The organism is Variovorax sp. YR216 (assembly GCF_900107745.1).
Lineage (GTDB): Bacteria > Pseudomonadota > Gammaproteobacteria > Burkholderiales > Burkholderiaceae_C > Variovorax.
This window is the reverse complement of sequence record NZ_FNRO01000027.1, coordinates 40,778-66,559: the sequence shown is the minus strand read 5'-3', so window position 1 is coordinate 66,559 and position 25,782 is coordinate 40,778. Positions and strand designations below refer to the sequence as shown.

Annotated in this window: 25 protein-coding genes and 1 pseudogene; 14 read left to right on the top strand and 12 right to left on the bottom strand. The window is 65.3% G+C overall.

What is annotated here, in order from left to right:
* Positions 1-186 (top strand): annotated as a pseudogene (locus tag BLW05_RS33445) (UxaA family hydrolase); the annotation flags it as partial.
* Positions 187-403: 217 nt separating this feature from the next.
* Positions 404-1,483 (top strand): lactonase family protein, encoded by a 1,080-nt coding sequence (locus BLW05_RS33440; RefSeq protein WP_371127012.1) that lies wholly within the window; start codon positions 404-406, stop codon positions 1,481-1,483.
* A gap of 121 nt (positions 1,484-1,604) precedes the next feature.
* On the opposite strand, the gene BLW05_RS33435 is transcribed toward BLW05_RS33440, so the two are convergent.
* Both BLW05_RS33435 and BLW05_RS33430 read right to left on the bottom strand, forming a co-directional pair.
* Positions 1,605-1,892, bottom strand: a complete 288-nt coding sequence (locus tag BLW05_RS33435; protein WP_093168924.1) for a hypothetical protein — start codon at positions 1,890-1,892, stop codon at positions 1,605-1,607.
* 195 nt (positions 1,893-2,087) lie between these two features.
* The gene (locus BLW05_RS33430) at positions 2,088-2,630 is read right to left on the bottom strand and encodes an SET domain-containing protein (protein ID WP_093168922.1); all 543 of its coding nucleotides are present in this window, start codon (positions 2,628-2,630) and stop codon (positions 2,088-2,090) included.
* A 542-nt stretch (positions 2,631-3,172) separates the two neighbouring features.
* On the opposite strand from BLW05_RS33430, the gene BLW05_RS36985 reads away from it, so the two are divergent.
* Complete coding sequence (locus BLW05_RS36985; protein WP_218135271.1) at positions 3,173-3,442, top strand: 3-deoxy-7-phosphoheptulonate synthase; 270 nt, start codon at positions 3,173-3,175, stop codon at positions 3,440-3,442.
* Here BLW05_RS36985 and BLW05_RS33425 read toward each other — a convergent pair.
* The 4 genes from BLW05_RS33425 to hppD are packed head-to-tail and all read right to left on the bottom strand — an operon-like array spanning position 3,338 to position 6,356.
* Positions 3,338-4,039, bottom strand: a complete 702-nt coding sequence (locus BLW05_RS33425) for an SDR family oxidoreductase (protein WP_093168920.1) — start codon at positions 4,037-4,039, stop codon at positions 3,338-3,340. The two genes, BLW05_RS36985 and BLW05_RS33425, sit on opposite strands and share 105 nt — an antisense overlap.
* Positions 4,036-4,935: a phenylalanine 4-monooxygenase gene (gene phhA / locus BLW05_RS33420; RefSeq protein ID WP_093168918.1), complete on the bottom strand. Its 900-nt coding sequence runs from the start codon at positions 4,933-4,935 to the stop codon at positions 4,036-4,038. Before phhA ends, BLW05_RS33425 begins: the two co-directional genes overlap by 4 nt.
* Before the next feature lie 9 nt (positions 4,936-4,944).
* Positions 4,945-5,253: a 4a-hydroxytetrahydrobiopterin dehydratase gene (locus BLW05_RS33415; protein WP_093168916.1), complete on the bottom strand. Its 309-nt coding sequence runs from the start codon at positions 5,251-5,253 to the stop codon at positions 4,945-4,947.
* A complete protein-coding gene (gene hppD / locus BLW05_RS33410; RefSeq protein ID WP_093168914.1) occupies positions 5,250-6,356 on the bottom strand; it encodes a 4-hydroxyphenylpyruvate dioxygenase in 1,107 nt (368 codons plus the stop codon). Before hppD ends, BLW05_RS33415 begins: the two co-directional genes overlap by 4 nt.
* A 129-nt stretch (positions 6,357-6,485) precedes the next feature.
* Here hppD and BLW05_RS33405 point away from each other — a divergent pair, with 129 nt between their 5' ends.
* Together BLW05_RS33405 and BLW05_RS33400 are read left to right on the top strand one after the other, a co-directional pair.
* Positions 6,486-6,965 (top strand): Lrp/AsnC family transcriptional regulator, encoded by a 480-nt coding sequence (locus tag BLW05_RS33405; RefSeq protein WP_093168912.1) that lies wholly within the window; start codon positions 6,486-6,488, stop codon positions 6,963-6,965.
* 154 nt (positions 6,966-7,119) lie between these two features.
* Complete coding sequence (locus tag BLW05_RS33400) at positions 7,120-10,338, top strand: AAA family ATPase (RefSeq protein ID WP_093168910.1); 3,219 nt, start codon at positions 7,120-7,122, stop codon at positions 10,336-10,338.
* Here the strand turns inward: BLW05_RS33400 and BLW05_RS36980 are convergent.
* A complete protein-coding gene (locus tag BLW05_RS36980; protein ID WP_093168908.1) occupies positions 10,299-10,418 on the bottom strand; it encodes a transposase in 120 nt (39 codons plus the stop codon). The two genes, BLW05_RS33400 and BLW05_RS36980, sit on opposite strands and share 40 nt — an antisense overlap.
* Before the next feature lie 52 nt (positions 10,419-10,470).
* On the opposite strand from BLW05_RS36980, the gene BLW05_RS33390 reads away from it, so the two are divergent.
* From BLW05_RS33390 to BLW05_RS33380, 3 genes are all read left to right on the top strand, one after another.
* A complete protein-coding gene (locus tag BLW05_RS33390; RefSeq protein ID WP_093168906.1) occupies positions 10,471-10,758 on the top strand; it encodes a DUF1330 domain-containing protein in 288 nt (95 codons plus the stop codon).
* Between the two features lie 245 nt (positions 10,759-11,003).
* Positions 11,004-12,644 (top strand): PEP-utilizing enzyme, encoded by a 1,641-nt coding sequence (locus BLW05_RS33385; RefSeq protein ID WP_177142926.1) that lies wholly within the window; start codon positions 11,004-11,006, stop codon positions 12,642-12,644.
* Entirely contained in the window at positions 12,641-13,897 is a 1,257-nt protein-coding gene (locus tag BLW05_RS33380; protein ID WP_093168902.1) for a PEP/pyruvate-binding domain-containing protein, read from the top strand. Before BLW05_RS33385 ends, BLW05_RS33380 begins: the two co-directional genes overlap by 4 nt.
* An 18-nt stretch (positions 13,898-13,915) precedes the next feature.
* Here the strand turns inward: BLW05_RS33380 and BLW05_RS33375 are convergent, their stop codons facing one another.
* Positions 13,916-14,104, bottom strand: coding sequence for a hypothetical protein (locus tag BLW05_RS33375; protein WP_093168900.1), 189 nt, complete (start codon positions 14,102-14,104; stop codon positions 13,916-13,918).
* Between the two features lie 51 nt (positions 14,105-14,155).
* Here BLW05_RS33375 and BLW05_RS33370 point away from each other — a divergent pair, with 51 nt between their 5' ends.
* The 4 genes from BLW05_RS33370 (at position 14,156) to BLW05_RS33355 (ending at position 18,365) form a co-directional block, all read left to right on the top strand.
* A complete protein-coding gene (locus BLW05_RS33370) occupies positions 14,156-15,481 on the top strand; it encodes an adenylate/guanylate cyclase domain-containing protein (RefSeq protein ID WP_093168898.1) in 1,326 nt (441 codons plus the stop codon).
* A 455-nt stretch (positions 15,482-15,936) separates the two neighbouring features.
* Positions 15,937-16,947, top strand: coding sequence for a medium chain dehydrogenase/reductase family protein (locus tag BLW05_RS33365; RefSeq protein WP_093168896.1), 1,011 nt, complete (start codon positions 15,937-15,939; stop codon positions 16,945-16,947).
* A 297-nt stretch (positions 16,948-17,244) separates the two neighbouring features.
* Complete coding sequence (locus BLW05_RS33360) at positions 17,245-17,781, top strand: DUF4410 domain-containing protein (protein ID WP_093168894.1); 537 nt, start codon at positions 17,245-17,247, stop codon at positions 17,779-17,781.
* Positions 17,782-18,032: 251 nt separating this feature from the next.
* Positions 18,033-18,365, top strand: a complete 333-nt coding sequence (locus tag BLW05_RS33355; RefSeq protein ID WP_256330625.1) for a DUF1090 family protein — start codon at positions 18,033-18,035, stop codon at positions 18,363-18,365.
* 218 nt (positions 18,366-18,583) lie between these two features.
* Here the strand turns inward: BLW05_RS33355 and BLW05_RS33350 are convergent, their stop codons facing one another.
* From BLW05_RS33350 to BLW05_RS33340, 3 genes are read right to left on the bottom strand one after another with little or no spacing between them, the layout of a single operon-like run.
* A complete protein-coding gene (locus BLW05_RS33350; protein WP_093168890.1) occupies positions 18,584-19,840 on the bottom strand; it encodes a dihydrolipoamide acetyltransferase family protein in 1,257 nt (418 codons plus the stop codon).
* Position 19,841: 1 nt separating this feature from the next.
* Positions 19,842-20,855, bottom strand: coding sequence for an alpha-ketoacid dehydrogenase subunit beta (locus BLW05_RS33345; RefSeq protein ID WP_093168888.1), 1,014 nt, complete (start codon positions 20,853-20,855; stop codon positions 19,842-19,844).
* Between the two features lie 17 nt (positions 20,856-20,872).
* Positions 20,873-22,123, bottom strand: a complete 1,251-nt coding sequence (locus tag BLW05_RS33340) for a 3-methyl-2-oxobutanoate dehydrogenase (2-methylpropanoyl-transferring) subunit alpha (protein WP_093168886.1) — start codon at positions 22,121-22,123, stop codon at positions 20,873-20,875.
* A gap of 310 nt (positions 22,124-22,433) precedes the next feature.
* Between BLW05_RS33340 and BLW05_RS33335 the strand changes: the two genes are divergently transcribed.
* Entirely contained in the window at positions 22,434-22,961 is a 528-nt protein-coding gene (locus BLW05_RS33335; protein WP_093168884.1) for a DUF4148 domain-containing protein, read from the top strand.
* Positions 22,962-23,142: 181 nt separating this feature from the next.
* Positions 23,143-24,774, top strand: coding sequence for an adenylate/guanylate cyclase domain-containing protein (locus BLW05_RS33330; protein ID WP_256330624.1), 1,632 nt, complete (start codon positions 23,143-23,145; stop codon positions 24,772-24,774).
* An 82-nt stretch (positions 24,775-24,856) separates the two neighbouring features.
* Here BLW05_RS33330 and BLW05_RS33325 read toward each other — a convergent pair whose 3' ends face one another.
* Positions 24,857-25,492, bottom strand: a complete 636-nt coding sequence (locus BLW05_RS33325) for a hypothetical protein (RefSeq protein ID WP_093168880.1) — start codon at positions 25,490-25,492, stop codon at positions 24,857-24,859.
* Positions 25,493-25,782: the final 290 nt, after the last annotated feature.

Below are 25,782 nucleotides of genomic sequence, written 5' to 3'. Positions count from 1 at the left end.
CGCTGGCATGACCTGATGGATGTGAACGCCGGGCGCATCGCCGATGGCGAAGTGACCATCGAGGAGGTGGGCTGGGAGCTGTTTCGCCTCATGCTCGACGTGGCCAGCGGCACGAAGAAGACATGGGCCGAGCAGTGGAAGCTGCACAACGCGCTCGTGCTGTTCAATCCGGCGCCAGTGACTTGAAGCCTCAAACTTGGGCAGGTCGAGAGATGTCGTCATACAACCAGAGACGACAGGGATGGCAAGTCTCGCGCATTCGCTTAGATCTACGGAGAACCCCTGATATTCATCCCCCAATTGCGGCCAGAGAATCACCCTTGTTGTACGACAACGTATGACTTGGGTGCCAATGTGCGCCTCATCGATCAAATCCAGACGGGACCTTCATATGCGAGTGCGAATGAGTGGGTTCGGCCGTGCCTCCCTGCTGTCGGGCATTGCCGTTTTGTTCGGGATGGCCACGGCCCATGCGGCAACCTATGTCTACGTAGCGAACGCTGACAGCCAGGAGATTTCGGTCCTCGAGCTCGACCGTGCGCAAGGTCAGCTCAAGCCGGTGGAAACTGTCGGAGTCGCCGGCACCGTCATGCCGATGGCGGTGAGCCCGGACAAGCGCTTCCTGTATGCGGCGCTGCGTTCGCAGCCCTTCCGCGTCACAAGCTTCGCGATCGACAGCGCGAGCGGTCGTTTGCGCAAGCTCGGCGAAGCGCCCCTGGCTGACAGCATGGCCAACATCGATGTGGACGCCACTGGCCGCTGGCTATTTGCAGCTTCCTATCCCGGCCACAAGATCACGGTCAATTCCATCGGCAAGGATGGCGCGGTTGGGGCGGTGCAGCAACTGATCCCGACTGCGCCCAACGCGCACGCCATCCATGCCGACGCGACGAACCGCTTCGTCCTCGCGACCAGTCTGGGCGGCGACAACCTCTCGATCTGGCGCTTCGATGCAGAAAAGGGGCTACTGGCGCCGAACGATCCCGCGCTGGTTTCAACCGCCCCGAAATCCGGTGCCCGTCATTTCGTCTGGGACAAGTCGCAGCGCTACCTCTATCTGGTGAACGAAGTCGATGCTTCGCTGTACGTCTTCGCGTGGGACGGCGCGCGTGGCACGCTCCGAGAGTTGCAGCGAACGACCACCTTGCCCGCGGGCTTCACCGGAAAGCCATGGGCAGCGGACATGCACCTGACGCCCGACGGAAAGTACCTGTACGCCTCCGAGCGCACATCGAGCACGCTCTCCGCCTTCCGGGTCGACTCCGCCACGGGTCTGCTGCAGCCCCTGGGCCAAACTCCGACGGAAAAAACGCCGCGAGGCTTCGCGATCGATTCGACTGGCCGCTATCTGATGGTGGCCGGACAGGACTCCCATAGCGTGTCCGTGCATCCGATCGACCCGGCAAACGGTGCCCTGGGCGCACCAAAGAGCATGCCCGTCGGCAAGAATCCCAATTGGATCGAGATCATCGATCTGCCTTGAGCGGGGCATTCACTCCGGGTCTGCACGGAATTGGCGGCGCGTGCCCACAAGGCCTGACGAGTGCGTGGAGGATCATCTTCGCCCGGGCGGTTCGAAGACTGAGTTCGGCCCGCTTGACTAGTTAGAGGCTGAGGTCGGAGAACTGCGTCGCGAGGCGCTGTCGCTCAGTGTGTCGCTGCAGACTCCGGTCCCTTGCGCCTACGACGACTGCTGCCAACGCCTTGGCGCGTCGACGCCGCGCCATCAGCATCCACAACCCGAACAGAGCAATGGCGCAAGCCAATGCGACAAGAACCGGAATCAGCCAGGCTTCCGTCAGTACGGGGTAGTTCGGCGTTGCTGCGCCAGCCGTGACGCTGAAGAAGAGCAGGACACTCGCGGTGGATGCGGCTGAAATTCTGATGGTCATGGCGGGTCTCTGGTGGGCCGAAGTTGATGCGAGCCGATTCTGCTACACGAAGTAACACCTTCGTTTCCAGGATTTGCCATCAAGAATGTGCTTTTGTCACATTCGTTAAAAAGTTCACGAGGCAACTCGGTGTCGGGCGCTGATGCAGAGACGACGCCACGCGACCAAGGGTGGTCGCCGTGGGGACCGATGGCGTCACCCTTGGTGCAGCACGAAAACGAGGGCGGTCTGGGTCTGGTGAACCGTCTCGTGCTGACCGCCCTCTGCCTCGGTCACCAGCATGGTGCCGCGACAACTGTCCGAGCCGCAGTGGCAGGGGTAGTCGGATGCCCGCGCGTCGTCGTCGGCCGTGAGGTTGTAGTCGATGAAGAGCTCCTCGCCAGGCTCTATCGGGACGAGGGTCACGAACTTCACGATGAGTTCGCCCGCCTCGTCATACTCCTCGATCGCCTCGCAGTTCGGATCGCACGCGTGATTGAAGTGGCGCGTGGCATTGCCGCCCTTGGCACCATCGATCATCTCGTCGTTCGTGAGCGAAAAGAGATAGGTGAGCTGGTTGTCCCAATCCAGGGCAGCCACCTCCGCGGGGCTGTAGCGCCGCCCCTCATAAAGTCCGAGCACGGCACCGGTAGGGAGCGAGCAGGTCGCAAAGGCACCAAGCCCATGGACGCCGCTCGCCCCGACGCGCACGAAAGGCGTTGAGGAACGCTTGAGGGTCTTGAGGGAACGCCTGGACATCGAACCTTTCCCGGGGGGCCGACGATTCTATGTTGCGGTGCGCAAACCTAGCGAAACGAACATGACCTCGAAACGGTTCCTCGGCAAGAACCATCTCGTCTGTGCGCCGAGGTGTTCGTGAGCGAGACTCTCGACCTTTTCGCCACCGGCATTGGCCCCGTGGAGATCATCCGCGTCAAGGCGTAGAGCCGCCGCGCAGGTCACGTCGTACCTCGCCGCAGATTCACCTCGATACAAGTCGCGGCACCGGAACGCGCCATCGCGACGTAGAGTCGGCACCGGGTATTCCGGTGCGCCTCTCACGTAGGCAATCGCAGCCTCTCGAAGGCAAACGCAGCACGAACGGGAGACCCAGCCCGGCGGCAGGTTCGCCGCCGGGCTCTTCGGCTGGCGCATGTTCGGCGCCCACGACCGCAGACCCGATCAGCTCAGTCATCAAACCCGGCCCCGCGCGAAAAGCCGCACGAGCCATCGCGATTCGAACATGGCGTGGGCGGCCGCAGGCCGCGTGGGCTGCGCCGGACAAAATCCGCCGTCCAGCCATGCACCCGATGCAGGTCTGCGAACTCGCAGCCGTCTCCCGCGGGGAAGCGTTCCTGCTGCAAGGCGGAGATTGCGCGGAGAGTTTCGATGAACTGGGGCAGGTGCCCGTCGAATCGGACGGAGACCAATTCTGCACGGCCACCTTGCTAGACCAGCCGTCGTCTTCAGACCATCCCGTTCACAGGAATCGCCGCCCCATGAATCGCCCGTGCCGCGTCCGAGGCCAGGAAGGCGATCACGTCGGCCAATGCGGCGGGTGCAACCCATGAAGACGGGTCCGCGTCAGGCATCGCGCTGCGGTTGTCGGGCGTGTCGATGATGGATGGCAGGACGCAGTTCACCCGGACGCCTTTGTCCTTGAGCTCGGCCGACATCGATTCGGTCAGGCGGATGAGCGCACTCTTCGAGGCGCTGTAGGCACCCATCCGGGCCGCGCCACGACCCGCGGCGCCCGCACCCACGGTGACGATTCCTCCGCCGCCGCGCCGCAACAGGATCGGCACCGTGGCCGCCGCGACGTTGATGAACGAGCGGGCATTCAGGTCCATGAGAAAGTCCCACGTTCCTTCGGTCGTTTCATGCACGGCCTCGCCCATGCGGAAGCCCCCGGCGATGTGACACACGGTTGTGATCTCGCCGAACTGGTCGCACGCGCGAGCGATGGCCTGCGACACCTTCTGACGGTCGAGCAGATCCACCTCCAGGAATAGCACGCGGTCCGAATTGCCCGAGATCGAATCGGCCGGAGGCGTCTGGCGGTCCAGCAGGATCAATCGAGCACCCTGCGCGTGGAAGGCCTTTGCCACGGCTCGCCCGAGGTGACCCGTGGCGCCTGTGATCGCGACCGTCTGAGTAGCGCCGGTCATGCACGCGTCTCCGAGCGCTTGGCCGCGTGGTATCGACCAGTTCCCCGCGTCACCACCGCGTCGGTGGAAAGCACCGTCCCCGCCTCGTTTTCAGGCGCATCCGCCAAGCGTTCGTAGAGCGGAGCGAAGTCGATCCGGGCCAGTTCCAGCAGTTCGTCCAGATGGCCCAGCACGAAGTAGGTCTCCTGGAAATCATCGATGCGGTAGCGCGTCTGCATCACCCGCTCGAGCTTGAAGCGGACGCGGTTGGGCGAATCGTCTTCGACGGCGAAGCGGGTCTCGCTCGCAGACGAGGCAATGCCAGCGCCATAGATCCTCAGGCCGTCGGGTTGCTGGACCAGCCCGAACTCCACCGTGTACCAATAGACCCGCGCCAGCTTCTCCAGGACACCTAGCCGCTTGGCGCGCAGGCCGCCTTCGCCGTAGGCCTGGATGTAGTCTGCGATCACCGGATTCATCAGCATCGGCACATGGCCGAAGACGTCGTGGAAGACGTCGGGTTCTTCCAGGTAATCCAGCTCATGCGGCTTGCGGATGAAATGGCCCGCGGGAAAACGACGATTGGCCAGATGCTCGAAGAACACATCGTCGGGCACCAGGCCCGGCACAGCGACCACTTCCCACCCTGTGCGCTTCCTCAAGACCTTGGACAGCTGCTCGAAGTCGGGAATCTGCTCGGGCCCGATCGGCAAGTCCCTCATCCCGCGGATGAATTCGTCGCACGCGCGTCCCGGCAACAGCTTCGACTGCCGCTCGAACAACGTGCGCCACACGGCGTGCTCTTCGCTCGTGTAGTTCGACCAGCCCTGGTCGATCGTCCAGTCGGGCCGCGCGGGCGCGTGGCTCTCCCCTGCCGCCAGACCGTGCTTGGCGGTTTCCTTGAGTTGCTGCAGCATGGTGTACTCCTAAGCCTGAGCGCCTGGCTTGGTCGCAAAGATTCGATTCATCAAGCGGGCCATCTCGATGTCCTTGGCCGAGATGCCATCGACGTCATGCGTGGTCAGCGTCACCGACACACGGTTGTAGACGTTGAACCACTCCGGGTGGTGGTTCATCCGTTCGGCATGCAGGGCCATCTGCGTCATGAAGCCGAAAGCTTGATTGAAGTCCTCGAACCGGAACTCCTTCGAGAGCGTGCCGCCCCGAACGGCTGCGTGCGTCCAGCCATCGAGCATCGACAACTGCGCCGCGAGCTCCCCGGCACCGAGCTTCATGCAGGCTCCTTGGTCGCCGCCTTGTCCGAGGCCGCCAGCACGCCGCGGTTGATCTGGTCGCGCTCGAGCGATTCGAACAGCGCCTTGAAGTTGCCCTCGCCGAATCCCTCGCGATAGTCGCCCTTGCGCTCGATGAACTCGAAGAACACCGGGCCCAGCATGGGCTCCGAGAAGATCTGCAGCAAGAGGCGGGGCTTGCCGCCCTCGGTCGTGCCGTCCAGCAGGATGCCGCGCGCCTGCAGCTCGCCCAACGGCTGGCCGTGGCCGGGAAGACGCTTCTCCAGGTTGTCGTAGTAGATGTCGTTGGGCGCCGTGAGCAGCGGGATGCCGGCCATCTGCAGCTGGTCGATCGAGTCGAGCAGGTTGTCGGTCAAGAGCGCGATGTGCTGGATGCCCTCGCCGTTGAACTGCATGAGGAACTCCTCAATCTGGCCACCGCCTTGCTTGGCCTCCTCGTTCAGCGGGATCCGGATCAACCCGTCGGGCGCCGTCATGGCCTTGGAGGTCAGTCCCGTGTACTCGCCGCTGATGTCGAAGTAGCGGATCTCGCGGAAGTTGAACAGCTTGCTGTAGAAGTCGGCCCAGTAGGCCATGCGGCCGCGGTAGACGTTGTGCGTGAGGTGGTCGACGACCTGGAAGCCATGGCCCTTCGGGTGACGGTCCACGCCCGGCAGGAACTCGAAGTCGATGTCATAGATGGACTTGCCGTCTTCAAAGCGGTCGATCAAATAGAGCGGTGCGCCGCCAATGCCCTTGATCGCCGGCAGGCGAAGCTCCATCGGTCCGGTGGGAATGTCGATGGGTTGGGCGCCCAGTTCGAGCGCCCTCTTATAGGCTTTGTGTGCATCACGCACACGGAAAGCCAGCCCACTCGCCGAAGGGCCGTGCTCCGCAGAGAAGTAAGCCGCCTGACCCGGTTCGTTGTTGATGATGAAGTTGATACCGCCCTGGCGATACAACAGCACGTTCTTGGAGCGGTGCCTGGCGACCAGCGTGAAACCCAGCTTCTCGAACAGGGGCTCCAGCACGCCGGGGGTGGGCGAAGCGAACTCCACGAACTCGAAGCCGCACAGGCCCATGGGATTGTCGAACAGGTCGGTCATACATCGTCTCCAGAAATGAGCAGCCGTTGGCTCGGGATGGAGAGACTGTAGACATTTCCCGGTGCATTTATCGTGCAATTTAGCGGCGCCCAACGGTCAAATGCGCATGAATCATGCGAAGATGGCCTCATGGAAGAATCCATCGAGCTTGATTCTCTTGATCGGCGCATACTGGCCGTCCTGCAGACGCAGGGACGGATTTCCTTCGATGAGCTCGGCGGCCAAGTGGGCTTGTCGGCCTCCTCAGCGCTTCGGCGTGTGAGGCGGATGGAAGAATCGGGTGTCATCGCCGGCTATGCCGCGCTGGTTCGTGCGCGCCGCGTGGGGCTCAACCTGACCGCCTACATCAACGTAAGGCTGGAAAAGCACAGCGGGCGCAGCAAGAGAACGCCCATGGATGACTTCGCTGCCGAAGTCGCAACATGGCCCGAAGTGGTGGAATGTGTCTCTCTCACCGGTGACATGGACTTCCTGCTCAAGGTGGTGGTCGCCGACATGGACCACTACACCCGCTTCGTCATGGATACGCTCCTGAAACATCCGAGCGTGCAGGACTGCCGCTCGAGCTTCGTCATGCGTCCCCTCAAATCAGGGGTCTCGATGGTTTAGCGGCTGAAGGCCGGCAGCGGCGAATCGCGCCACGGGTGGCCAAACGCTCCTTCCGCGCCCTCGCCGGTGCCCCGAGGCCGCAGAAGAACTTGCAGCCGGTATCAAGACGGCCGACACTGAAAGGAGCGCTGTCGAACCGTCGTGAGGTCTTCGAATGGCAGACATCAGCTCGTGGCTCCAAGGCCTCGGCCTTGGGATGTATTGCGGAGACTTTGTCAGCAACGACATCGACTTGACGGTCGTGCCGGACCTGACCGATCAGGACCTGGAAAAGCTGGGGCTGTCGCTCGGCCACCGGCGCAAGCTCCTCGCCGCAGCCTCCAGGCTGCGGCAAACCGCCACCATGCCTGCAGGCCCCGTTGCGCCTGCTCCGACCGCCAAGCAGGTCGAACGCCGCCAGGTCACCGTCGTGTTTACGGACCTGGTGGGCTCGACCGAGATCGCCAGTCAACTCGACCCCGAGGACCTCGACCAGTTGCTGGGCAGGTATCGCGATACCTGCGCCCGTGTGATCGAGAGTTTCGACGGCCACATCGCCCAATTCCTGGGGGACGGCGTACTGGCTTACTTCGGCTATCCGCATGCCCAGGAACAGGCAACTGAGCGCGCGATCCGATCGGCACTCGATATGGTGATGGCGGTCGCTCGTCTGCAGCGCCCCGATGGCCAGGCGCTTCAGGCCCGCGTCGGCGTCGCCACCGGCCTGGTCGTCGGGCACGCGGCCGGTGACACTCGCGAACAGACAGTGGTCGGCGACACGCCGAATCTGGCAGCCCGTCTGCAGGCGCTTGCCGCACCCGGTAGCGTGCTGGTGAGTCCGATGACGCGGCAACTCAGTGGCGATTTCTTCGAGTACGTGTCCGCCGGTGAACACGCGTTGAAGGGCTTTGACAAGCCTGTCCCGGTCTGGAAGGTGGTGCGCGAACGCAGCGTCGAGAGTCGGTTCGCCGCGTCGCGCGGCAGGCTTGCCGGGCCGATCGTTGCGCGCGAGCGGGAACAGGCCTTTCTTCTCGATTCATGGCAACGTGCGGTTCAGGGCAGCGGCCACCTCGTGATGCTCGGCGGCGATGCCGGAATGGGCAAGTCGCGGTTGATCGAGGCGCTCGCCGAGCGAGTACGCGGTACGCCTCATCGGCTGTTGCGCTGCCAATGCTCTCCCTATCACCGCAACAGCGCGCTGTACCCGCTGACCCAGTTGCTGCGGCATGAAGCTGCGATTCAGCCCGAGCGCGCGACTGAAGAGAATCTGGGCAAGCTCGAAGCCCTGCTGCCGCGCATCGGCAGGACGTCGCGCCGGGACCTCCTGTTGATCGCAGAGTTGCTCGAACTTCCAACACCCGACCGCCTGTCGCCGATGGAGATGACCACCGCGCAGCGCAACCTGGAAATACTCGCCATCCTCGAAGACTTCGTGCTGGCCACACCTGACGAAGCGCCGGTGCTCCTGCTGTTGGAGGACGCGCACTGGAGCGATCCCACGACGCAAATCCTGGTGGAACGGCTGCTGTCGCGCATCGGATCATGCAGGGTGCTGGCCCTTGTCAGCCACCGGCCCGAATTCCGCAAGCCCTGGGGCGAGCACATGAACGCCACTGCAATCTTGTGCAAGCCGCTGGGGTACGACCAAAGTGCTGCGGTGGCCCGCCGCGCCGCGGGCACCTGGCCGATCGACGAGGCGCTGGTCCGGCAGATCGTGGAGCGCAGCGACGGGGTACCGCTGTATGTCGAAGAACTGACCAAGGCGGTGATCGACATGCAGGCTGCGCACGCCGTTGTCGTGCCTTCGACGCTGCAGGACTCCCTGATGTCCCGGCTGGATCGTCTGGGCGAAGCCGAGGACATTGCGCTGGTGGCCTCCGTGATCGGGCGCAATTTCTCCTACCCGCTCCTGGCCGCCATTGCCGGCGTGCAGGAGGCTACGCTGCGCGAGGGCCTGGACCGGTTGCTCGGCGCAGGCCTCGTATTCGCCACCGAGGACCCGCAACAGGGTGGCTACAGCTTCAACCATTCGCTGGTGCAGGAGGCGGCGTACCAAAGCCTGTCGCGCAGCCGTCGCCAGGCCTTGCACCTGAAAATTGCCGAACTGCTGGCATCGCAGTTGGACACCTCGGCCGTCAGCGCGCCTGAGATGGTTGCCTATCATTTCGACCGCGCGGCGCAGCCAGAGCGATCGTGCACGTATTGGCTGCTCGCCGCAGAAAAGTCGGGGCGGCGCTCGGCCCATGCCGAGACGATCGCCAACTTGAACGCCGCGCTCGCGCAAGCAGAGCAGATCACCGACGCCGCGACCCGTGCGCGCTGCACGATCGAAGCGAAGCTCAAGCTGGGCGCGACCTTCAACATCCAGGCCGGGCCACTGAGCCATGACATGGCCGCGGTGCTGGCGCAGGCCTATGCGCTGGCCAAGCAGGCCAACTCCGAACGGCAACTATTCCAGGCGACATGGGGGCTGTACATCACCAAGGCCAACTCGCGCCAGTTCGACGATATGCGCATGCTGGGCGAGGAACTGTTGGAGATCGGCCGCAAGCTGGGCGACGACGACCTGCAGATGGAAAGCCTGCATCACCGCTGGGGCATCTGCTACTTCACGGGCCAGACCGGGAAGATGCTGGAGGTGACGCGCGAAGGCATTCTGCGCTACGACCCGCAGCGCCATCACGACCTTTCCCAGGTGTATGCCGGCCATGATCCGGGTGTCTGCGCACATTGCTGCACCGCCATGGGGCTGGGCCTCGCGGGTTTGGCGCGGGATGCCAGCGCCAGCCTCGACGCCGCGCTCGCGCTCGCGGAGTCGGTGCAACACCCGTTCAGCCTGGCATTCGCCCTCGGCAACGGCAGCGTCGCCATGCAACTGGCCGGCGACATCGATGCCTGTCAGAACATGGCTGAGCGCGAGATGCAGGTGGCAAGGAAATACGACTTGCCGCTGCAGCACGGGCTCGGGCAGTTCATGTTCGGCCTGGCGCGCGTACGGCAGGGGGACATCGCCGGCGGACTGGTCATGATGGAAGCGACCTACGACACGGCAGTCAGGCACAGCTTCCTCGGCGTGTATCCGCATCTGTGCATGGTCGAAGCGCTGACGCGGGCCGGTCGCGGCAAGGAGGCGTTGGCACTCGTCACGCGCATCTTCGACACGCTGATTTCACCGGAAGTGGGCATCCATGTTTCGGAGCTGTGGCGGATGCGTGCAGAGCTTGCGCTGGCGGACTCGGCGGTGAACGCGGCGCTCGCCGAGGGTTGGCTGCGTACCGCCGTGCGCATCGCCTCGGAGCAGGGTGCGACGGTCTACAAGACAAGAGCGGAGTCTACGCTGGCGCAGTTGATCGACTATAGGCCCATCAAGGCATCCGGTTCCAAACTGCGGTGAGCCAAGGGCCGCCGCCGCTTCTTCTTCCACGTGTAGTAGGTCGCTTCGGACACGCCGATCTGGCGGCACACATCGGACACTGGAGCGCGCGTCCGTTGTCCGGCAAGATGGCAGCAGCCCGAGGAGAACTTCGTGACTGCCTACCTCATCGCTCAGACCGAAATCCGCGACCACGAGACCTACGACCGGTACAAGGGGCAGGTCCTACCCATCATCCAGAAGTTCGGCGGCCGTTTCATAGTGCGTGGTGGCAGCCTCGAAGTACTGGAGGGCGACTGGACGCCCGGCAGATTGGTGGTGATTGAATTCCCTTCCATGGAGCACATCCGTGACTGGTTCGCTTCGCCCGAGTACGCGCCACTGCTGGCCATGCGCCAACAAGCAGCCACCGACTACCTGGTAGCGGTCGAGGGCTGCTGAGCCACGGTGAGATGGGCTTTGCGCCTGCGCCGGCGCAGATGCCCGCGCGTGGACCTGTAACCGGTCGATGCCCACGGCTTCAGCTGTATCGTGAGCCATGACGATTCGTGATCCGCACTGGGACCATGCTTGCTACGGCGCGTCAGAAACATGGATCGGCGCGCACGCGACGCGCAGGAGTATCCTTTCCGAGTCTGCGGCATGGTCGTAGGCACACGGGCCGATCCTCACAAGGAGATAGCGCCATGACAGTACACGACCTGAGCATCAAACTGCCCATCGAGCCGCCCGGGCCCGGACCGTGGAAACAGGACAGCGTGCACTTCCCTCGGCCAATGACGCGCTACTTCCAGGAGATGCACCCAGGCCCGTTCCGCGCCGGCACGCAAGCCTTTGCGCGCTACTACGGCATGCTCATCGACGGCCTGCAGATGGCCTACGTGCAGGGCTTCGGCTACAACCAGGTGGTACCGGCACCGGAATCCGAGCTGCCCGAACGCTTTCAGCGCGCCGAGCAGGTCTATGCGCAAAAGCTCTGGCGCGAGCAGCTGCGAGAATGGGACGACCAGTGCAAGCCCGCGGCAATCGCGATGCACCGCGAGCTGCAGCTTGTCGACGCGGATGCGCTGTCCGACGCCGAGCTGGTGGCCTATCTGCGGCGCTGCCGCGACCATCACGCGGCGATGATCACGCAGCACATGCGCTTTACCGGTGGCGCGGTGCTGCCAGTCGGCGACTTCCTTGCCCATGCGGGCGCCTGGACCGAGTTGCCACCGTCGGAGTTGCTGGGCCTGATGCGCGGTTCGGCCGAGGTCTCGTCCGGCGGATCCGACGAGATGGCGCGCCTGAAGGGCGCCTTCGCCACGGACGCGGCGGCACGCACGCTGCTGGCCAGCGACGCCGACCCGGCGCAACTGCTCGAACGTCTGCGCACGCTCGGCGGCGATGCCGGCGCGGCGGTGCGCGGCTATCTCGACCTGGTCGGTCACCGACTGATCGACGGCTTCGACATCGCCGAGCCCACGGCACTGGAGCTGCCTGACGCCCTGCTCCGCTCTCTTCGTATCGCGTTGTCGGGCGAGGCCGCGGTCGCGTCGGACCTCGACGTGCGCGTCGCCGAGGTGCGTGCCCACGTGCCCGTGGCGCACCAGGCGCAGTTCGATGAATTGCTGGGCGAGGCCCGCTTGATGTACCGGCTGCGCGACGAGCGCGGTATCTACAGCGACATCTGGGCCTCTGGCCTGATGCGGCGCGCGGCGCTGGCGGCCGGCCGGCGCGTGTCGGCGCGCGGCCGCATCGCCACCCCACTGCACATGCTGGACGCCGGCATCGACGAGATGTGCGCACTGGTTGCCGCCAGTGGTGGCCCCATGGCCGAGGAGCTGGCACAGCGCGCCGCCTATCGCGCGGCGCACACCGCCAAGGACGTGCCGCCGCTGCTCGGCCCGCCGCCCCCGCCGCCGCCGGACCTGGCGGCGCTGCCGCCGCCTGTGGCTCGCCTCATGCGCGCGACCTTCATCGCGCTGGGCCATTTGTTCGGCAGCTCCGAGGCCACCAACGAAGACCGGATGCTCTACGGGCTGGCCGCCAGCAAGGGGGTCTATGAAGGCCCGGCGCGGCGCGTCTCGGGCCCGTCGGAATTCGGCCGCATCCAGCAGGGCGACGTGCTCGTCACCGAATCGACGACCGAGGCCTTCAACATCCTGCTGCCGCTGCTGGGCGGCATCGTCACCGACAATGGTGGCTTGCTGTCGCATGCGGCGATCGTCGCGCGCGAATACGGTATACCCGGCGTGGTCGGCACGCGCGAGGCCACCGAACGCATCAGCGACGGCATGCGCCTGCGCGTCGACGGGGATGCCGGCGAGGTCACGGTGCTTGGGTGAAACAGCAAGTCGTCCCTTTTGCGAAGGCGCGCGACGCTGCGCTCTTCGGCTCCAAGGCGGTGGGCCTCGGCAATGCCGTGCATCACGGCCTGGCGGTGCCGCCAGGGGTGGCGCTGTCGGGCGACTTGGTCGAGGCCGTCGCCGGCGGCGACGAGAAGGCCATCGAGAGGCTCGCAGCGGCAATTGCCGAGCTGCCGGCGCCGTTCGCCGTGCGCTCCTCGGCCGTCGATGAAGACGGCGCCGCAGCCAGCTTTGCGGGCCAGCACCTGACGGTGCTCAATGTGCACACGCCCGCCGATGTGCCCGGCGCAGTGCGCGAGGTGTGGTGGTCGGCCAATTCGGATTCGGCCATCACCTACCGCCAGAAGGTGGGGCTGTTCACCAGGCCGAGTGTCGGCGTGGTGGTGCAGACGCTGCTCAGTCCCGATGTGGCCGGTGTCATGTTCACCGAACACCCGGTCACCGGCGCTGACGAGCGTCTGATCGAGGCCAGCTGGGGCCTGGGCGAAGCGGTGGTTGCCGGCCTGGTGGTGCCCGACCACTTCCGCCTCGATCGCGCCGGCGTGGTGCTGGAACGCAAGCCCGGACGCAAGCGGATCGCCGTGCGCTCGCTGCCCAACGGCGGGACCTTCGAAGAACAGGTGCCGGCGGCGCAGGTGACGCAGTTGTGCCTGGACGATGCGCAGCTGGCGTCGCTCGCCGGCCTGGCGCTGCAGTGCGAGAAGGCCTACGGCCCGCGCCGCGACATCGAATGGGCGATGCAGGAAGGCACGTTGTACCTGCTGCAATGCCGCGCCGTGACCACCGGCCAGTCGCGCAGTGAGGCCACATTGCCCAGCCCTCCGCCGCGCGACCCGGTGGGCGCTCTGCAGCGTGTGCGCTTCTTCGTCGACCTGGACCGGCGCCAGACCGAGCAGATTGCGCGGCTGCTGAAGCAGCGCCATTTCGCCCAGGGCGAGACCGTCATCCGCGAAGGTTCGGGCGCGGCTGCGTTCTTCATCATCGAATCGGGCGAGGCCGCGGTGTCGAGCAAGGGCGTGTCGATCAACACGCTGGGCCCGGGCGACCATTTCGGCGAGATCGCGTTGATCGACGGCGGGCCGCGCTCGGCCACCGTCGTCGCCACCACCCAATTGGTGTGCTACGGCCTGACCTTCTGGGAGTTCCGCCCGCTGATCGAACGCAACGGTGCCATCGCCTGGAAGCTCTTGCAGGCGCTGGCGAAGAGGCTGCGCGTGGCCGAACAGGACTGAGCCCAGGCAGGTGCGCGCTCAGCGCGCTGTCGCCCGCTTCAGCGGGCAGCTCTGGTGAGCTACGTTGCTGGCGTAGTTCGGGCTGGAGGCGTGCTCGATTGCCTCGCCGTGGCTCGCCTGGTCGGTGAGGGTTGCACCATCTTCCACTTCTGCGGTGTCGAGCCTAGACTTGCGTCGGGCGCTCTGCGCGCCCTCGATCAGCATCATGACCCTCGGGCCTCGTGATCGCCTTGGCATCGTTCGAGTGCCCAGCTTTATATGACGACAATCGTATACGTGGGCGAAGACAGGGCGATGCCGGTCGCCGATCCCACCATGACCATCCTCGACGTGTCGATCGCGCACAAAATCCCGCACGTTCGGGCATGCGGCGGACACGGGCGCTGCACGACTTGCCGCGTCCGCATCTGTGACGGGATTCAGAACGTCTCGGCGCGCACGCCGCGCGAGGTCGAGGTGGCCAGCGCGCTTCGCTGGGATGGGTTCACGCGCCTGGCGTGTCAGACGAGCGTCAGCGGGGACGTGAGCCTCGAACGGCTGATCAGGACCCACTCGGACGTGTCGTGCCTGCAGGTGGAAGAAGCGTCGGTCGCGCCGTCGCAGGAGCGAACGCTCGCCATCCTGTTCAGCGACATCCGCGACTTCACGCCCTTGGTCGAAGCGCACCTCGCCTTCGACGTGGTGCATATCCTCAATCGTTTCTTCAAGGCGGTCGGCGACGCGATTCTGATCAACAACGGTGTCATCTATCAGTATGTCGGCGACCAGATCGTTGGGCTGTTCGGTGTTGGCGGCGATCCGCCCGAGAAGAGTTGTCTCGACACGATTCGAGCCGGCTTGGGCATGCTCGCAGCGCTGAACGATCTCAATGCGGAGTTGTCCGACGAATTCGGAACGACGCTCGAGATCGGCGTCGGAGCGCATTTTGGCCCTCTCATCGTTGGCATGATGGGGCATCCGGATCACCGGCAGTTCACGGTAGTCGGTGATGCGATAAACATCGCCAGCCGCATCCAGGATGCGAACAAAACGCTTGGTACGAGATTCCTGATGTCGGAGGTTCTGTTCAATCAAGTTCCGCAGGCGCCCGTGAAGGTGCGCAAAGCACAAGCCGTATTGAAGGGTAGGCGCGGCGCGTTCCAACTCGTGGAAGCCATCGGCTTTGACGCGCCGGACTCCGTCTTGCTGGTCCAGTCGACGATCGGCGTTCTCCTGCAACATCAGAAGCGCTTTACGCAGGATCTTTATCGACGTTTGTTCGCGCTGGCTCCTGCGGCGGAAGGACTTTTCCGTGGCGACATGGACAGCCAGGGCCAGATGCTCTCTCACATGATGCAATTTCTCGTGCACGCGATGAGCCGCCCCGAGATCATGGCGCTCGGCCTGCGAGATCTCGGACGGCGACATGATGGCTACGGTGTCGCGGCCGAGTACTACCCGGCCTTTCGGCAAGCGTTTCTCGAGTCGGCACGTGGGATTCTCGATGAGAGGTACACGGCGCAGGTCGAGAAGGCCTGGGCGGAAACGATCGACATGATCATCGAATCGATGAGAGGGCCGGTAGCGGCATGGCACTCTGAATAACGGCAGGCAGGCAACGAGCTTGCGCGCTGTTACATCGGTTGAACAGGCCTATTCCTTGAGCTACTTCAAGGATTGGGTGGCAAGCCATGGCTCGAAGCCGGCGTCGACCTCAGGTCTCGGGCCTTGATCGCAATCAAGGCCTCGCGGCCCAGCCATCCCAGAATGTCGTGCAACGCCTGCCTCCGCGAGACGCTTCAGGCGGTCGGCGAGGATGTTGGACGGTGTGTCACGGTTGCCTTGTTGTTTGCTCCCATGTGATACATCGACGTTCACAAAGCTTTGATAGAGGTCAAAACGCCCTGCTGTCCGTCCGCCTATATTGCGACGGTACGCGATGCGGCCCGGTCAACACGCCAGTCGCTGCTCAGCCCCCGAGCCGGAATCGCCCTCCGCGGGTCGTCGACAGCATCCCGTTGTGAGGGGAGCGGCACGCGTGACCCGAAGGGAGTGCCTTCATGAATGAATTGCGCAACCGAGTCGTCCAGGTGAGCGGCTTCGGCGGTCCCGAAGCGCTCGAGGTGGTGGACGCCCCCCTGCCAGTGCCGGGCAGGGGTGAGGTGCGGGTCCGCGTGCTCGCCTCTGGGCTCGAGTACACCGATGTCCTGATTCGGCGTCATCTCTACCCGCAGACGTCGCAACGCCGGCCGCCGTTCGCGCTGGGTTATGACTTTGTCGGTGAAATTGACTTGGTCGGCGCAGCGGTGAATGACTTCCGGGTTGGCGATCGGGTCGCCGACATGACGGTTGTCGGCTCGAACGCGGCCTATCGCACGATCCGGGCCGACCGCCTCACCCGCGTGCCGGCGGGCGTCGACGCTTCGGAGGCAGCAGCGCTGATCCTGAGTTGGACGACGGCGTACCAGTTGCTTCACCGCGCGGCCCACGTGCGAAGGGGTCAGCGGGTCCTCGTGCATGGCGCCGCCGGCGCGGTCGGCCAGGCATTGCTCGTCCTCGGGCAACTCGCCGGCGTGGAGCTGTGGGGCGCTGCGCATGGTCGGCATGCACCGCTCATCCGCGAACTCGGCGCCACGCCGATCGACTACCAGGGCGAAGACTTCACGCGCGTCGTGCCTGGAGGGTTCGATGTCGTCTTCGACGGCATCGGCGAGGACAGTTATCGCCGATCCTTCTCGGCTGTCGGCCGCGGCGGCCTGCTGTGCGCCTATGGGTACTCGGCAGGCGTGCAGGCGCAGCGCCGCATGATCACCATGCTGATGTGGATCGCGCGCCTGTACTTGTGGAGGTGGCGGCCGGGCGGTAGGCGCGCCGCCTTCTTCTCGATCAACCTGCTGCGCGCCCTCCATCCCGCTTGGTTCCGCGAGGACCTCGAGCAGCTCTTCGGCTTGCTGGCCCGCGGGGCCATCCGGCCCCGCGTAGCGGGCCGCATCACCTTCGACGAGGTGTCCGAGGCACATCGCCGACTGGAAGCCGGCGGTCTCGAGGGCAAGCTGGTCCTTTGCCCGTGAAGATCGGCATCCGCTGCCGCCGCTGATGGGCCGGCAGGTCCCACGTGCGACTCAGTTCGCTCAGGACCAGACGTTCGTAGCTGGTTCGCAACGCACTACCACGTGAGCGCGTGCGCACTGACTGAGGTGCCAATCACAATAGGCCGGCGAAGAAGATTCCAATGACGTCAGCCGCGCTACCAATTCGTACGGCACGCACAAGTATTGCCTCGCACATCTCACGCCTGAATTTCTCCGGTGCCGCAGCACGTAGCCGGAATCGGGGCGCCATCGACCTCCTCCCACGAAGCAACCTCAATGTATCAACCGCTGAAACTAGCTTTCCTCTCGACGATTCTGGTCCTCACGGGCTGCGCGGCGAACGTGCAGCGCCAAGGCGGCACCGAGCAGAAGTTCGCTCTCTCGCCTGCAGCAGCCAAGCGAGTGACGCTAGACGTCCGGGCGAGCAAGGAACTGGCGGCCTCGAAGGACTGGGAACAGTTCCGCAACGAATGGCGAGTCGGCATGACCGAGGCCACCGCGGCTGCGGGCATGACGCGGGCCCCCACCGACACAGCCGTTGCATCGGCGACCGAGCCCTCGACATTGGTCACGGTCAACATTAACGACTATCGATACATCACGCGCGGTGCCCGTGTCGCTGCCGGCATCATGACGGGCAACGCCTACATCGATGCCGATGTTTCATTTTCCGAACTCCCGGGTGCAACGCCCATGGGCACGCGAAAGTACGCGACGACGTCGTCGGCCATGCAGGGCGTATTTGCGCCCATGACGGAGAACCAGATTCGTAGCATCTCCGACGAAATCGTGAAGGACATTGCTCGACGCTAGGAACGGGTACACACGGTTCTCGTGTGCTTCCGTTCGCATGCCGACCAAGCGGCTGCTTCCCAAAATCATCCCTGGAAGCTCATCATCGAATACCGTTGACCGACCGGATTGGCGGACCGAGGTCGGCCTTCAGCGGACCGTCGAAGTTGACCTGCAAATTGCCTCAGGAGCCAACGTGTTTTCCCATGCCTTCGTCAGCGTCAGCGATTTCGAGCCGGCATGTTCGACGTCTACTTCCTTGCAGTATCAAAATGCGCGTGAACCCTTTATTGCTCATCATCGCGCTGGCGCTGACACTCCCCGCCATCGCCCAGCCCGCGGGCCGCACGGACAGCACTGAATGCAAAGCCGAAGAAGCAGCCATCGAGCGGGACATGGAACTCGCCCGCTCCAAAGGCCAAATGCTGCGTCGCCAACAACTTGCAGAGACATTGGCCGCGCTGCAAGCCCGCTGTGACATCCTCCCCCCGGAGCAGAGCCGCGCGGCGAACATCAACAGGTTGGAGCACGAGATACAGGACCTGCGCAAGGCCCTCGACCATGCGGAGGAGCAACTACGCAGTTTGAAGAGTGGCGGCTCCTGACGGTTGGCCTTGCGCCGGTCCGAAGCACGCAGGCCGTGGTGGAGTACGCCAAAGCGCGGCGTGACGGTCTATGAACGGGTCGCGACCAGCATCGGCATTCTTGTCTCCGTGTGTTATGGATGCGCGGCCGCGTGATGCCCATGGCGCCAGGTGCCCGGCGAGCTTGCTCAACTCGTCAGCGCCGGGCGCGCGGAGGTCACCGGCCGGTGTCGTCGCCGCTACTCGACGAACAGCAGCGCCGGGGTTTCGATGAATGCGCGCATCGCCTGTACGAACCGCGCGGCATCCATGCCGTCGACGACCCGGTGGTCGAACGAGGACGACAGATTCATCATCCGGCGCGACACGATGGCGCCGCCGCGCAACACCGGACGGTCCACGATCCGGTTGACCGCGACGATGGCCACCTCGGGCCGGTTGATCACCGGGGTCGACGCAATGCCACCGAGCGCGCCGAGGCTGCTGAGGGTGATCGTCGAGCCACTCAGTTCCGCGCGCGTCGCCCGGCCTGCCCTCGCAGCGTCGACCAGGCGCGCCATTTCGGCGGCCACGGCCCACAGATCGCGCGCCTCGACGTGCCGGACCACCGGCACGACCAGCCCGTTCGGCGTCTGCGTCGCGACGCCGATGTGCACTGCGCCGTGACGTGTGACGACGCCAGCTTCATCGTCGAAGCGGGCATTGATCTGCGGGAACTCGCGCACCGCGAGCACCGTCGCCCGCATCAGCAGAGGCAGCAGGGTCAGGCGCCCGCGCTCTGAGGTCCACTTCGCGTTGAGCGCCGATCGGAGGGCCTCGAGCTCGGTGACGTCGACCTCCTCGACGTAGCTGAAATGTGGGATGCGCCGCTTGGATTCCTGCATCTGCAACGCGATGCGACGGCGCAGGCCGATGACGGGGATGGCCTGCTCGTCGTCGCGTTCGGCGTTCGCTGCGCCGGGCGCACGGTCCGCCGGGCGGCCGCCATGCGCGGCGAAGTGGGCGTCGAGATCGGCGTGCACGATGCGGCCGGCGGTTCCGCTCGGCACGACGTCCTTCAGATCCACGCCGAGCTCCCAGGCCCGCCGGCGCACCGCCGGCGAGGCAATCGGACGATCCTCCGCGGCCCGCGTGGACGACGGCGCCGGTCGCGCCGACGCTGTCGCCGGCGCGTTCGGCACTGCCACGCGCTCCACGGGCGGGGGTGGCGAGGCCGCGCGCGTGGGCGCGGGCGCCCCCGCATCGTCACGCGAGCGCTCGATACGGATCAGTTCGGAGCCGACGGCCAGGATCTGTCCGACCTCTCCACCAAGCGCGATCACGCGGCCGGCGACCGGCGAAGGGATCTCGACATTGGCCTTGTCGGTCATCACGTCGGCCAGCCCCTGGTCCTCGACGACCGCATCGCCCGGCTCGACGTGCCAGGCCACGAGCTCGACTTCGGCGATGCCTTCGCCCACGTCGGGCACCTTGATCACATGGATGCTGCCGGACATGTCAGGTCTCCATCGCTCGCCGGAAAGCCGCAGCCACGCGCGCCGGCCCGGGGAAATAGGCCCATTCGAGCGCATGCGGATACGGGGTGTCCCAGCCGGTCACGCGTTCGACGGGCGCTTCCAGGTGATAGAAGCAATGCTCCTGCACCAGCGCCACGAGTTCGGCACCGAAGCCGCTGGTGCGCGTCGCTTCGTGCACGACGACACAGCGACCCGTCTTCTTCACCGAGGCGATGATCGCCGGCAGGTCCAGCGGCCAGATGCTGCGCAGATCGATGATCTCGGCATCGACGCCGCTCTCGGCCGCCGCCGCTTCGCAGACGAACACCATCGTCCCGTAGGCCAGCACCGTCAGGTCGGCGCCGGTTCGGAACACCTTGGACGTGTCGAGTGGCACCGTGTAGTGCCCTTCGGGCACCTCGCCCAATGCGTGCTGCGACCAGGGCACCAGCGGTCGATCGTGATGGCCGTCGAACGGCCCGTTGTACAGCCGCTTGGGTTCCAGAAAGATGACCGGGTCGTCGTTCTCGATCGACGCGATCAGCAGGCCCTTGGCATCGTAGGGATTGCTCGGCATCACGGTGCGCAGGCCGCAGACATGCGTGAACAGCGCCTCCGGGCTCTGGCTGTGCGTCTGCCCGCCGTAGATGCCGCCGCCGCAGGGCATGCGGATCGTGATGGGCGCTGAGAAGTCGCCGGCCGAGCGGTAGCGCAGCCGCGCCGCCTCCGAAACGATCTGGTCCGAGGCCGGATAGAAGTAGTCCGCGAACTGCACCTCGACCACCGGACGCAGGCCATAGGCGGCCATGCCGATCGCCGAGCCGACGATGCCGCCCTCGGAGATCGGCGCATCGAAGACGCGCGAGCGCCCGTATTTCGCCTGCAGCCCTTCGGTGCAACGGAACACGCCGCCGAAGTAGCCGACGTCCTGCCCATAGATCACGACGTTCGGGTCGCGCTCGAGCATCACGTCCATCGCCGAGCGCAGGGCCTGAACCATCGTCATGCGGGCCATGTCAGTCGTCCACCGCCCTATCGCGCGGCTTGCGTCCTCGCCTGCCGCATCTGCTCATGCAGGTGCGGCGGCATGTCCTTGTAGACGTCCTCGAACATCGACTCGAGCGGCGGGACATGGCCGTCGATCAGCGTGCCGCCGTAGGCCTCGGCCTCCTTCATCGCGGCCGCGACTTCGGCCTCGAGTTGCTCCTGCGCGCGCCGATGCTCTTCGTCGGACCAGGCGCCCAGGCGCACCAGATGCTGCTTCAGCCGTGCGACCGGATCGCCCAGCGGGAAATGCTGCCAGTCGTCGGCAGGTCGATAGCGCGAGGGGTCGTCGGAGGTCGAGTGCGCGCCGGCCCGATAGGTGACCCACTCGATCAGCGTCGGCCCCAGGTTGCTGCGCGCCCGCTCGGCCGCCCAGCGCGACGCGGCGAGCACCGCAAGGAAATCATTGCCATCGACACGCAGCGACGCGATGCCGCAGCCGACGCCGCGTGCCGCGAAGGTCGTTGCCTCTCCACCGGCGATCGCCTGGAAGGTCGAGATCGCCCACTGGTTGTTGACCACGTTGAGGATCACCGGCGCGCGATACACATGCGCGAAGGTGAGCGCTGTATGAAAGTCTGATTCGGCCGTGGCACCGTCGCCGATCCACGCCGAAGCGATCTTCGTGTCGCCCTTGATCGCCGAGGCCATGGCCCATCCGACCGCCTGGATGAACTGCGTGGCCAGGTTGCCGCTGATCGAGAAGAAGCCGGCGCGCTTGTACGAGTACATCACCGGCAGCTGGCGTCCCCGCATCGGATCGCGTCCGTTGCTCATCAACTGACAGATGAGCTCCACCATTTGGATGTCCTCGCGCGCCAGCAGCAAGCCCTGCTGGCGATAGGTCGGGAAGCACATGTCGCCCTGCTGGATGGCGAACGCATGCGCAGTCGCGATCGCCTCCTCGCCGAGGCACTGGATGTAGAAGGAGATCTTCTTCTGCCGCTGCGCAATCAGCATCTTGGCGTCGAAGGCGCGCGTCTTCATCATCGCGCGCAGCCCGCGCTTCAGAAGCGGCACATCGGGCTGCGGTGCCCACGGGCCCACAGCGCGGCCTTCGTCGTCGAGCACGCGCACCAACGTGAAGGCCAGGTCCGCGGTGTCGGCCGGTGTCGCGTCGACCGCGGGCTTGCGCACCGCGCCGGCAGGCGACAGGTGCAGATAGGAGAAGTCGGTCTCGTGACCCGGGCGCCCGGTCGGCTCGGGAACGTACAAGCGAAGAGATTCCGGCGAAGTCATCCTTGTTGTCTCACTGGCGGGGCTGGCTGGAAGTATGCGCTCCAAAGCGCCGCTGGGGAACGTGCGGGCCGAGGAGCCCGACGCTCGCGTGCGCACCCTGGTCATCCGAGGCAGACGGTCAACGCTTCGTGTGCTCCGACGACGGGTGACGCGACAGCACCCTGTGCCGGGCCTTCCGGCAGTTGTTCACGCTTTCGGAGCCCCTGCATGCGTGGGCGCGAATATTCCGGGGCGCACCACCGTACTGCACTACGAGGCTCAGAGGCCTCGACCACGGCACAGGTGGTGCCGCTCACCCCAGGAGATCATCATGCGTACATCCAAGCTCGCCCGCGCCACTGGCACGCTGTTCCTTCTCGCCGCACTCGGTGCAGCCGCCCATGCCGACGGCGACCTGACACGCGCGCAGGTCAAGGCCGATCTGGCCGAGGCAATGCGAACGGGCAACATGCTCGCCGCGGGCGAAAGCGGCATGACGCTGCGGGAGCTGAACCCGCAGCGCTACCCCGCTCCAGTCGTGGCAGAGGGCAAGACACGCGCTCAGGTCCAGGCGGAACTGGCCGACGCCATCCGGACGGGCGACATCATGGCCAATGACGAGAGCGGGCTGAAGGCCAACGAGGAGAACCCGCAGCGCTACCCTGCGCGCGTCATCGCGGCGGGCAAGACGCGCGCACAGGTCCGGGCCGAGTTGGCCGAAGCGATCCGGACAGGCGACATGCTCGCGAGCGACGAAAGCGGCATGAAGCTCAACGAGGAGCACCCGCAGCGCTACGCCAGGGCGCGGGCGACGACGGCCGCCGAGGCAGCCACGGCCTCGAACGTTGCCACGCAGTGAAGCATCTGCACGGGTTGGCTCGCGATGGTCGCGGCCGCCCGGATCGTCCGAACCGGAGCGCCGGCGTGCCAGTAGTGCCGGCGTTGCCGCACAATTCGCGCGCAAGCACATGCCTGGTTTCAGACGTCTTCGCACCCTGCGACCGGCCGGAGCGCGTTCCGTTCGGCTGGCGAGCGGGCTCGTGCTGTTCGTCTATATCGGGACGCACCTGCTGAATCATTCGCTCGGCAATGCCTCCTTGGCATGGCTCGAACGAGGCCTGCTGGTGCAGAAGTTCATCTGGCAGGGATGGCCCGGCACGATCCTGCTGTACAGCGCACTGGCGATCCATTTCTGCCTCGGCCTGTGGGCGCTGTATGAGCGCCGTTCGCTGCACTGGACGCCAGGCGAAGTCGCCCAGCTCACGCTGGGCTTGTGCATACCGCCGCTGCTGGCCAACCATCTCGTCAACACGCGCATCGCCTTTGCCGCGTTCGGCCTGGACAAGGGCTATGCCCAGTTGCTGTACTCGTTGTGGATTGCCCAGCCGTCGTTCGGCAGGGTGCAGCTGATGCTGCTCGTGGTGGCCTGGGTGCACGGGTGCTACGGCATCTGGTTCTGGTTGCGATTGAAGCCATGGTTCGGCGCATGGCGCAGTGTGTTGGCGAGCCTCGCAGTGCTCGTGCCGGTGCTGGCCTTGCTGGGCTACCTGCAAGGCGGCCGGGAGGTGATGGCGCTGGCGCAAGACCCGGGCTGGCGCGCCCATGCGCTCGCGCAGACAGTCATCGGGACGGCAGCGCAAGATCGCTGGCTCGTCGACTTGCGCAATGACTTCCTTCTCTTCGACGGTGGCGCGCTGTTGCTCGTGCTTTCGGCGCGAGGTGCGCGCTCGCTGTGGGAGCGCAAGAGAGGCCGAGTCTGCGTGCGCTATCCGGATGGGCGCGAGGTACACGTGCCCCTGGGGTTCTCGGTGCTGGAGGCAAGCAGGATGGCCCGCATTCCCCACGCAAGCGCCTGCGGCGGCCGTGCCCGGTGCTCGTTGTGCCGGGTGCGTGTGGTCGGCGACGCGAAGCTGCCGGCGCCGCGAGAGGCGGAACGACGCGTGCTGGCACGACTCGACGCGGACCCACGCTTCGTGCGTCTCGCATGCCAGCTGCGTCCGAAGGCGGATCTTTCGGTTTGGCCACTCGTGCCGACGTCGACCAACGTGAACTTCGAGCCGGGTCGGCGATGGGGCGTCATGCCGAAGGAGCGATTCGCTGCGTTCATGTTCGTGGACATGCGTGACTCCACGCGGCTCGCAGCAGAGCAATTGCCGTTCGACAGCCTGTTCATCGTCAGTCGCTTCCTGGCTGCGACCTGCGCTGCGATCGTGCGGGAAGGCGGGTTGCCGAACCAGTTCCTGGGCGACGGGGTCCTCGCCATATTCGGCCTGGATACCGAGCCCGCCATCGCATGCCGCCAGGCGCTCGACGCGGTGCCGCGGATCGCCACGAACATCGCGGCGCTGAACGATGCGATCGAACCCCAGTTGCGCCAGCCCATCCGCTTCGGCATCGGCGTGCATTGTGGCCGCGCCGTCATGGGCGAGATCGGCTTTCGCGAGCACGTGACATTCACCGCCTTGGGGGATCCATTGAACGTGGCCGCCAGGCTTCAGCAGTTGACCCGCGACGTCGGCTGCGAGGCCATCGTCTCGGATGCGGTGTTCCGGCACGCCGGGATCTCGGCCGGCCTACTGGCGCCGCTCGATGCCCACCTGCGCGGTCGTGACGAGGCGGTACGTGTCCGCGTCGTGCCGGATGCGCGGCTGATGCCTCGCTCGGAGGGCTAATGCGCAATAGCACCTTCGCGCGGCGCGACGCTTCGAACTCGCGCTGGAGTTTTCGCTGCAGGCGTGCCAGCTATGGGCGCTCTCAACGAACCGGGCTGTCTGGCTTGGTGTCACCAGACATCGAAGCCCGGACAGCCGCCGAAGCGCTCCCGATGAAAGGGATGGCCTGATTCGCCTGCACGAGCAATGACACCACCGTCGCGCGCAGAGGTTCGAGCTTCGCGTCGGAGAGGACGTTCTTCTTGCGGATCGTGTCCTTGAAGATGCTGATGAACACAACGACAGATTGCGGCTCGGCGTCTGTCAGATCAATCAAGACCATGTGAGTGTTCCCGGGTGTCGCATTTCCTGAGGCTGAGATCTCCACGATCTCGTTCACCGGAAGACGAGTTGCGACGAGGAATGGGCCCAGGCCGGCGAGTTTGCCTTCGAGCTCAGTGCGACCTTGGAGCAGATCGGCGAAAGTCGTCCGATAGACGCCCGCCAACTGAAAGTCATACGACGCATCCTGTGCCATCCCGACTTTCGACGGAACGAGGAACAGGTTCGCATTCACAACCGTCGGATCAAAGACGCCCCCCTGATCCATGGCACGCACCTCCTTTACGAGGGCCTTCAGATTGGCCCGGGCCTTGATCACCCGCTCGTCAGAGCCCCTGTACTCGTCCTGGCGGCCGACGTCACCCGCAAGCACGTAGGTATAGACCGCTGGGCGCACCCCACTCCAGGGTGCGGATGGCTGGACAGAGATGTTCCGCCATAGTTCGCTGGAGATCCTCGCCGCCTGTCCAGCGGAAGCAGGGGCATGGGAGCCACCGGCTCCAGGATAGGGCGATGGTCTCGGTAAACGAGGGACTCCCGGGGTGACGATGATGGCGCCAGGAGAGCGCCCGCCAATATCGCCGGGACCCGCACCAGGCGACGGTGAAGGGGCCACGGCCGAGGGCTGGTCACTCTTTCCATCTGCGCCAGCGACGGGAGGGGGAGGAGAAGGTATCGCGTGCGCTT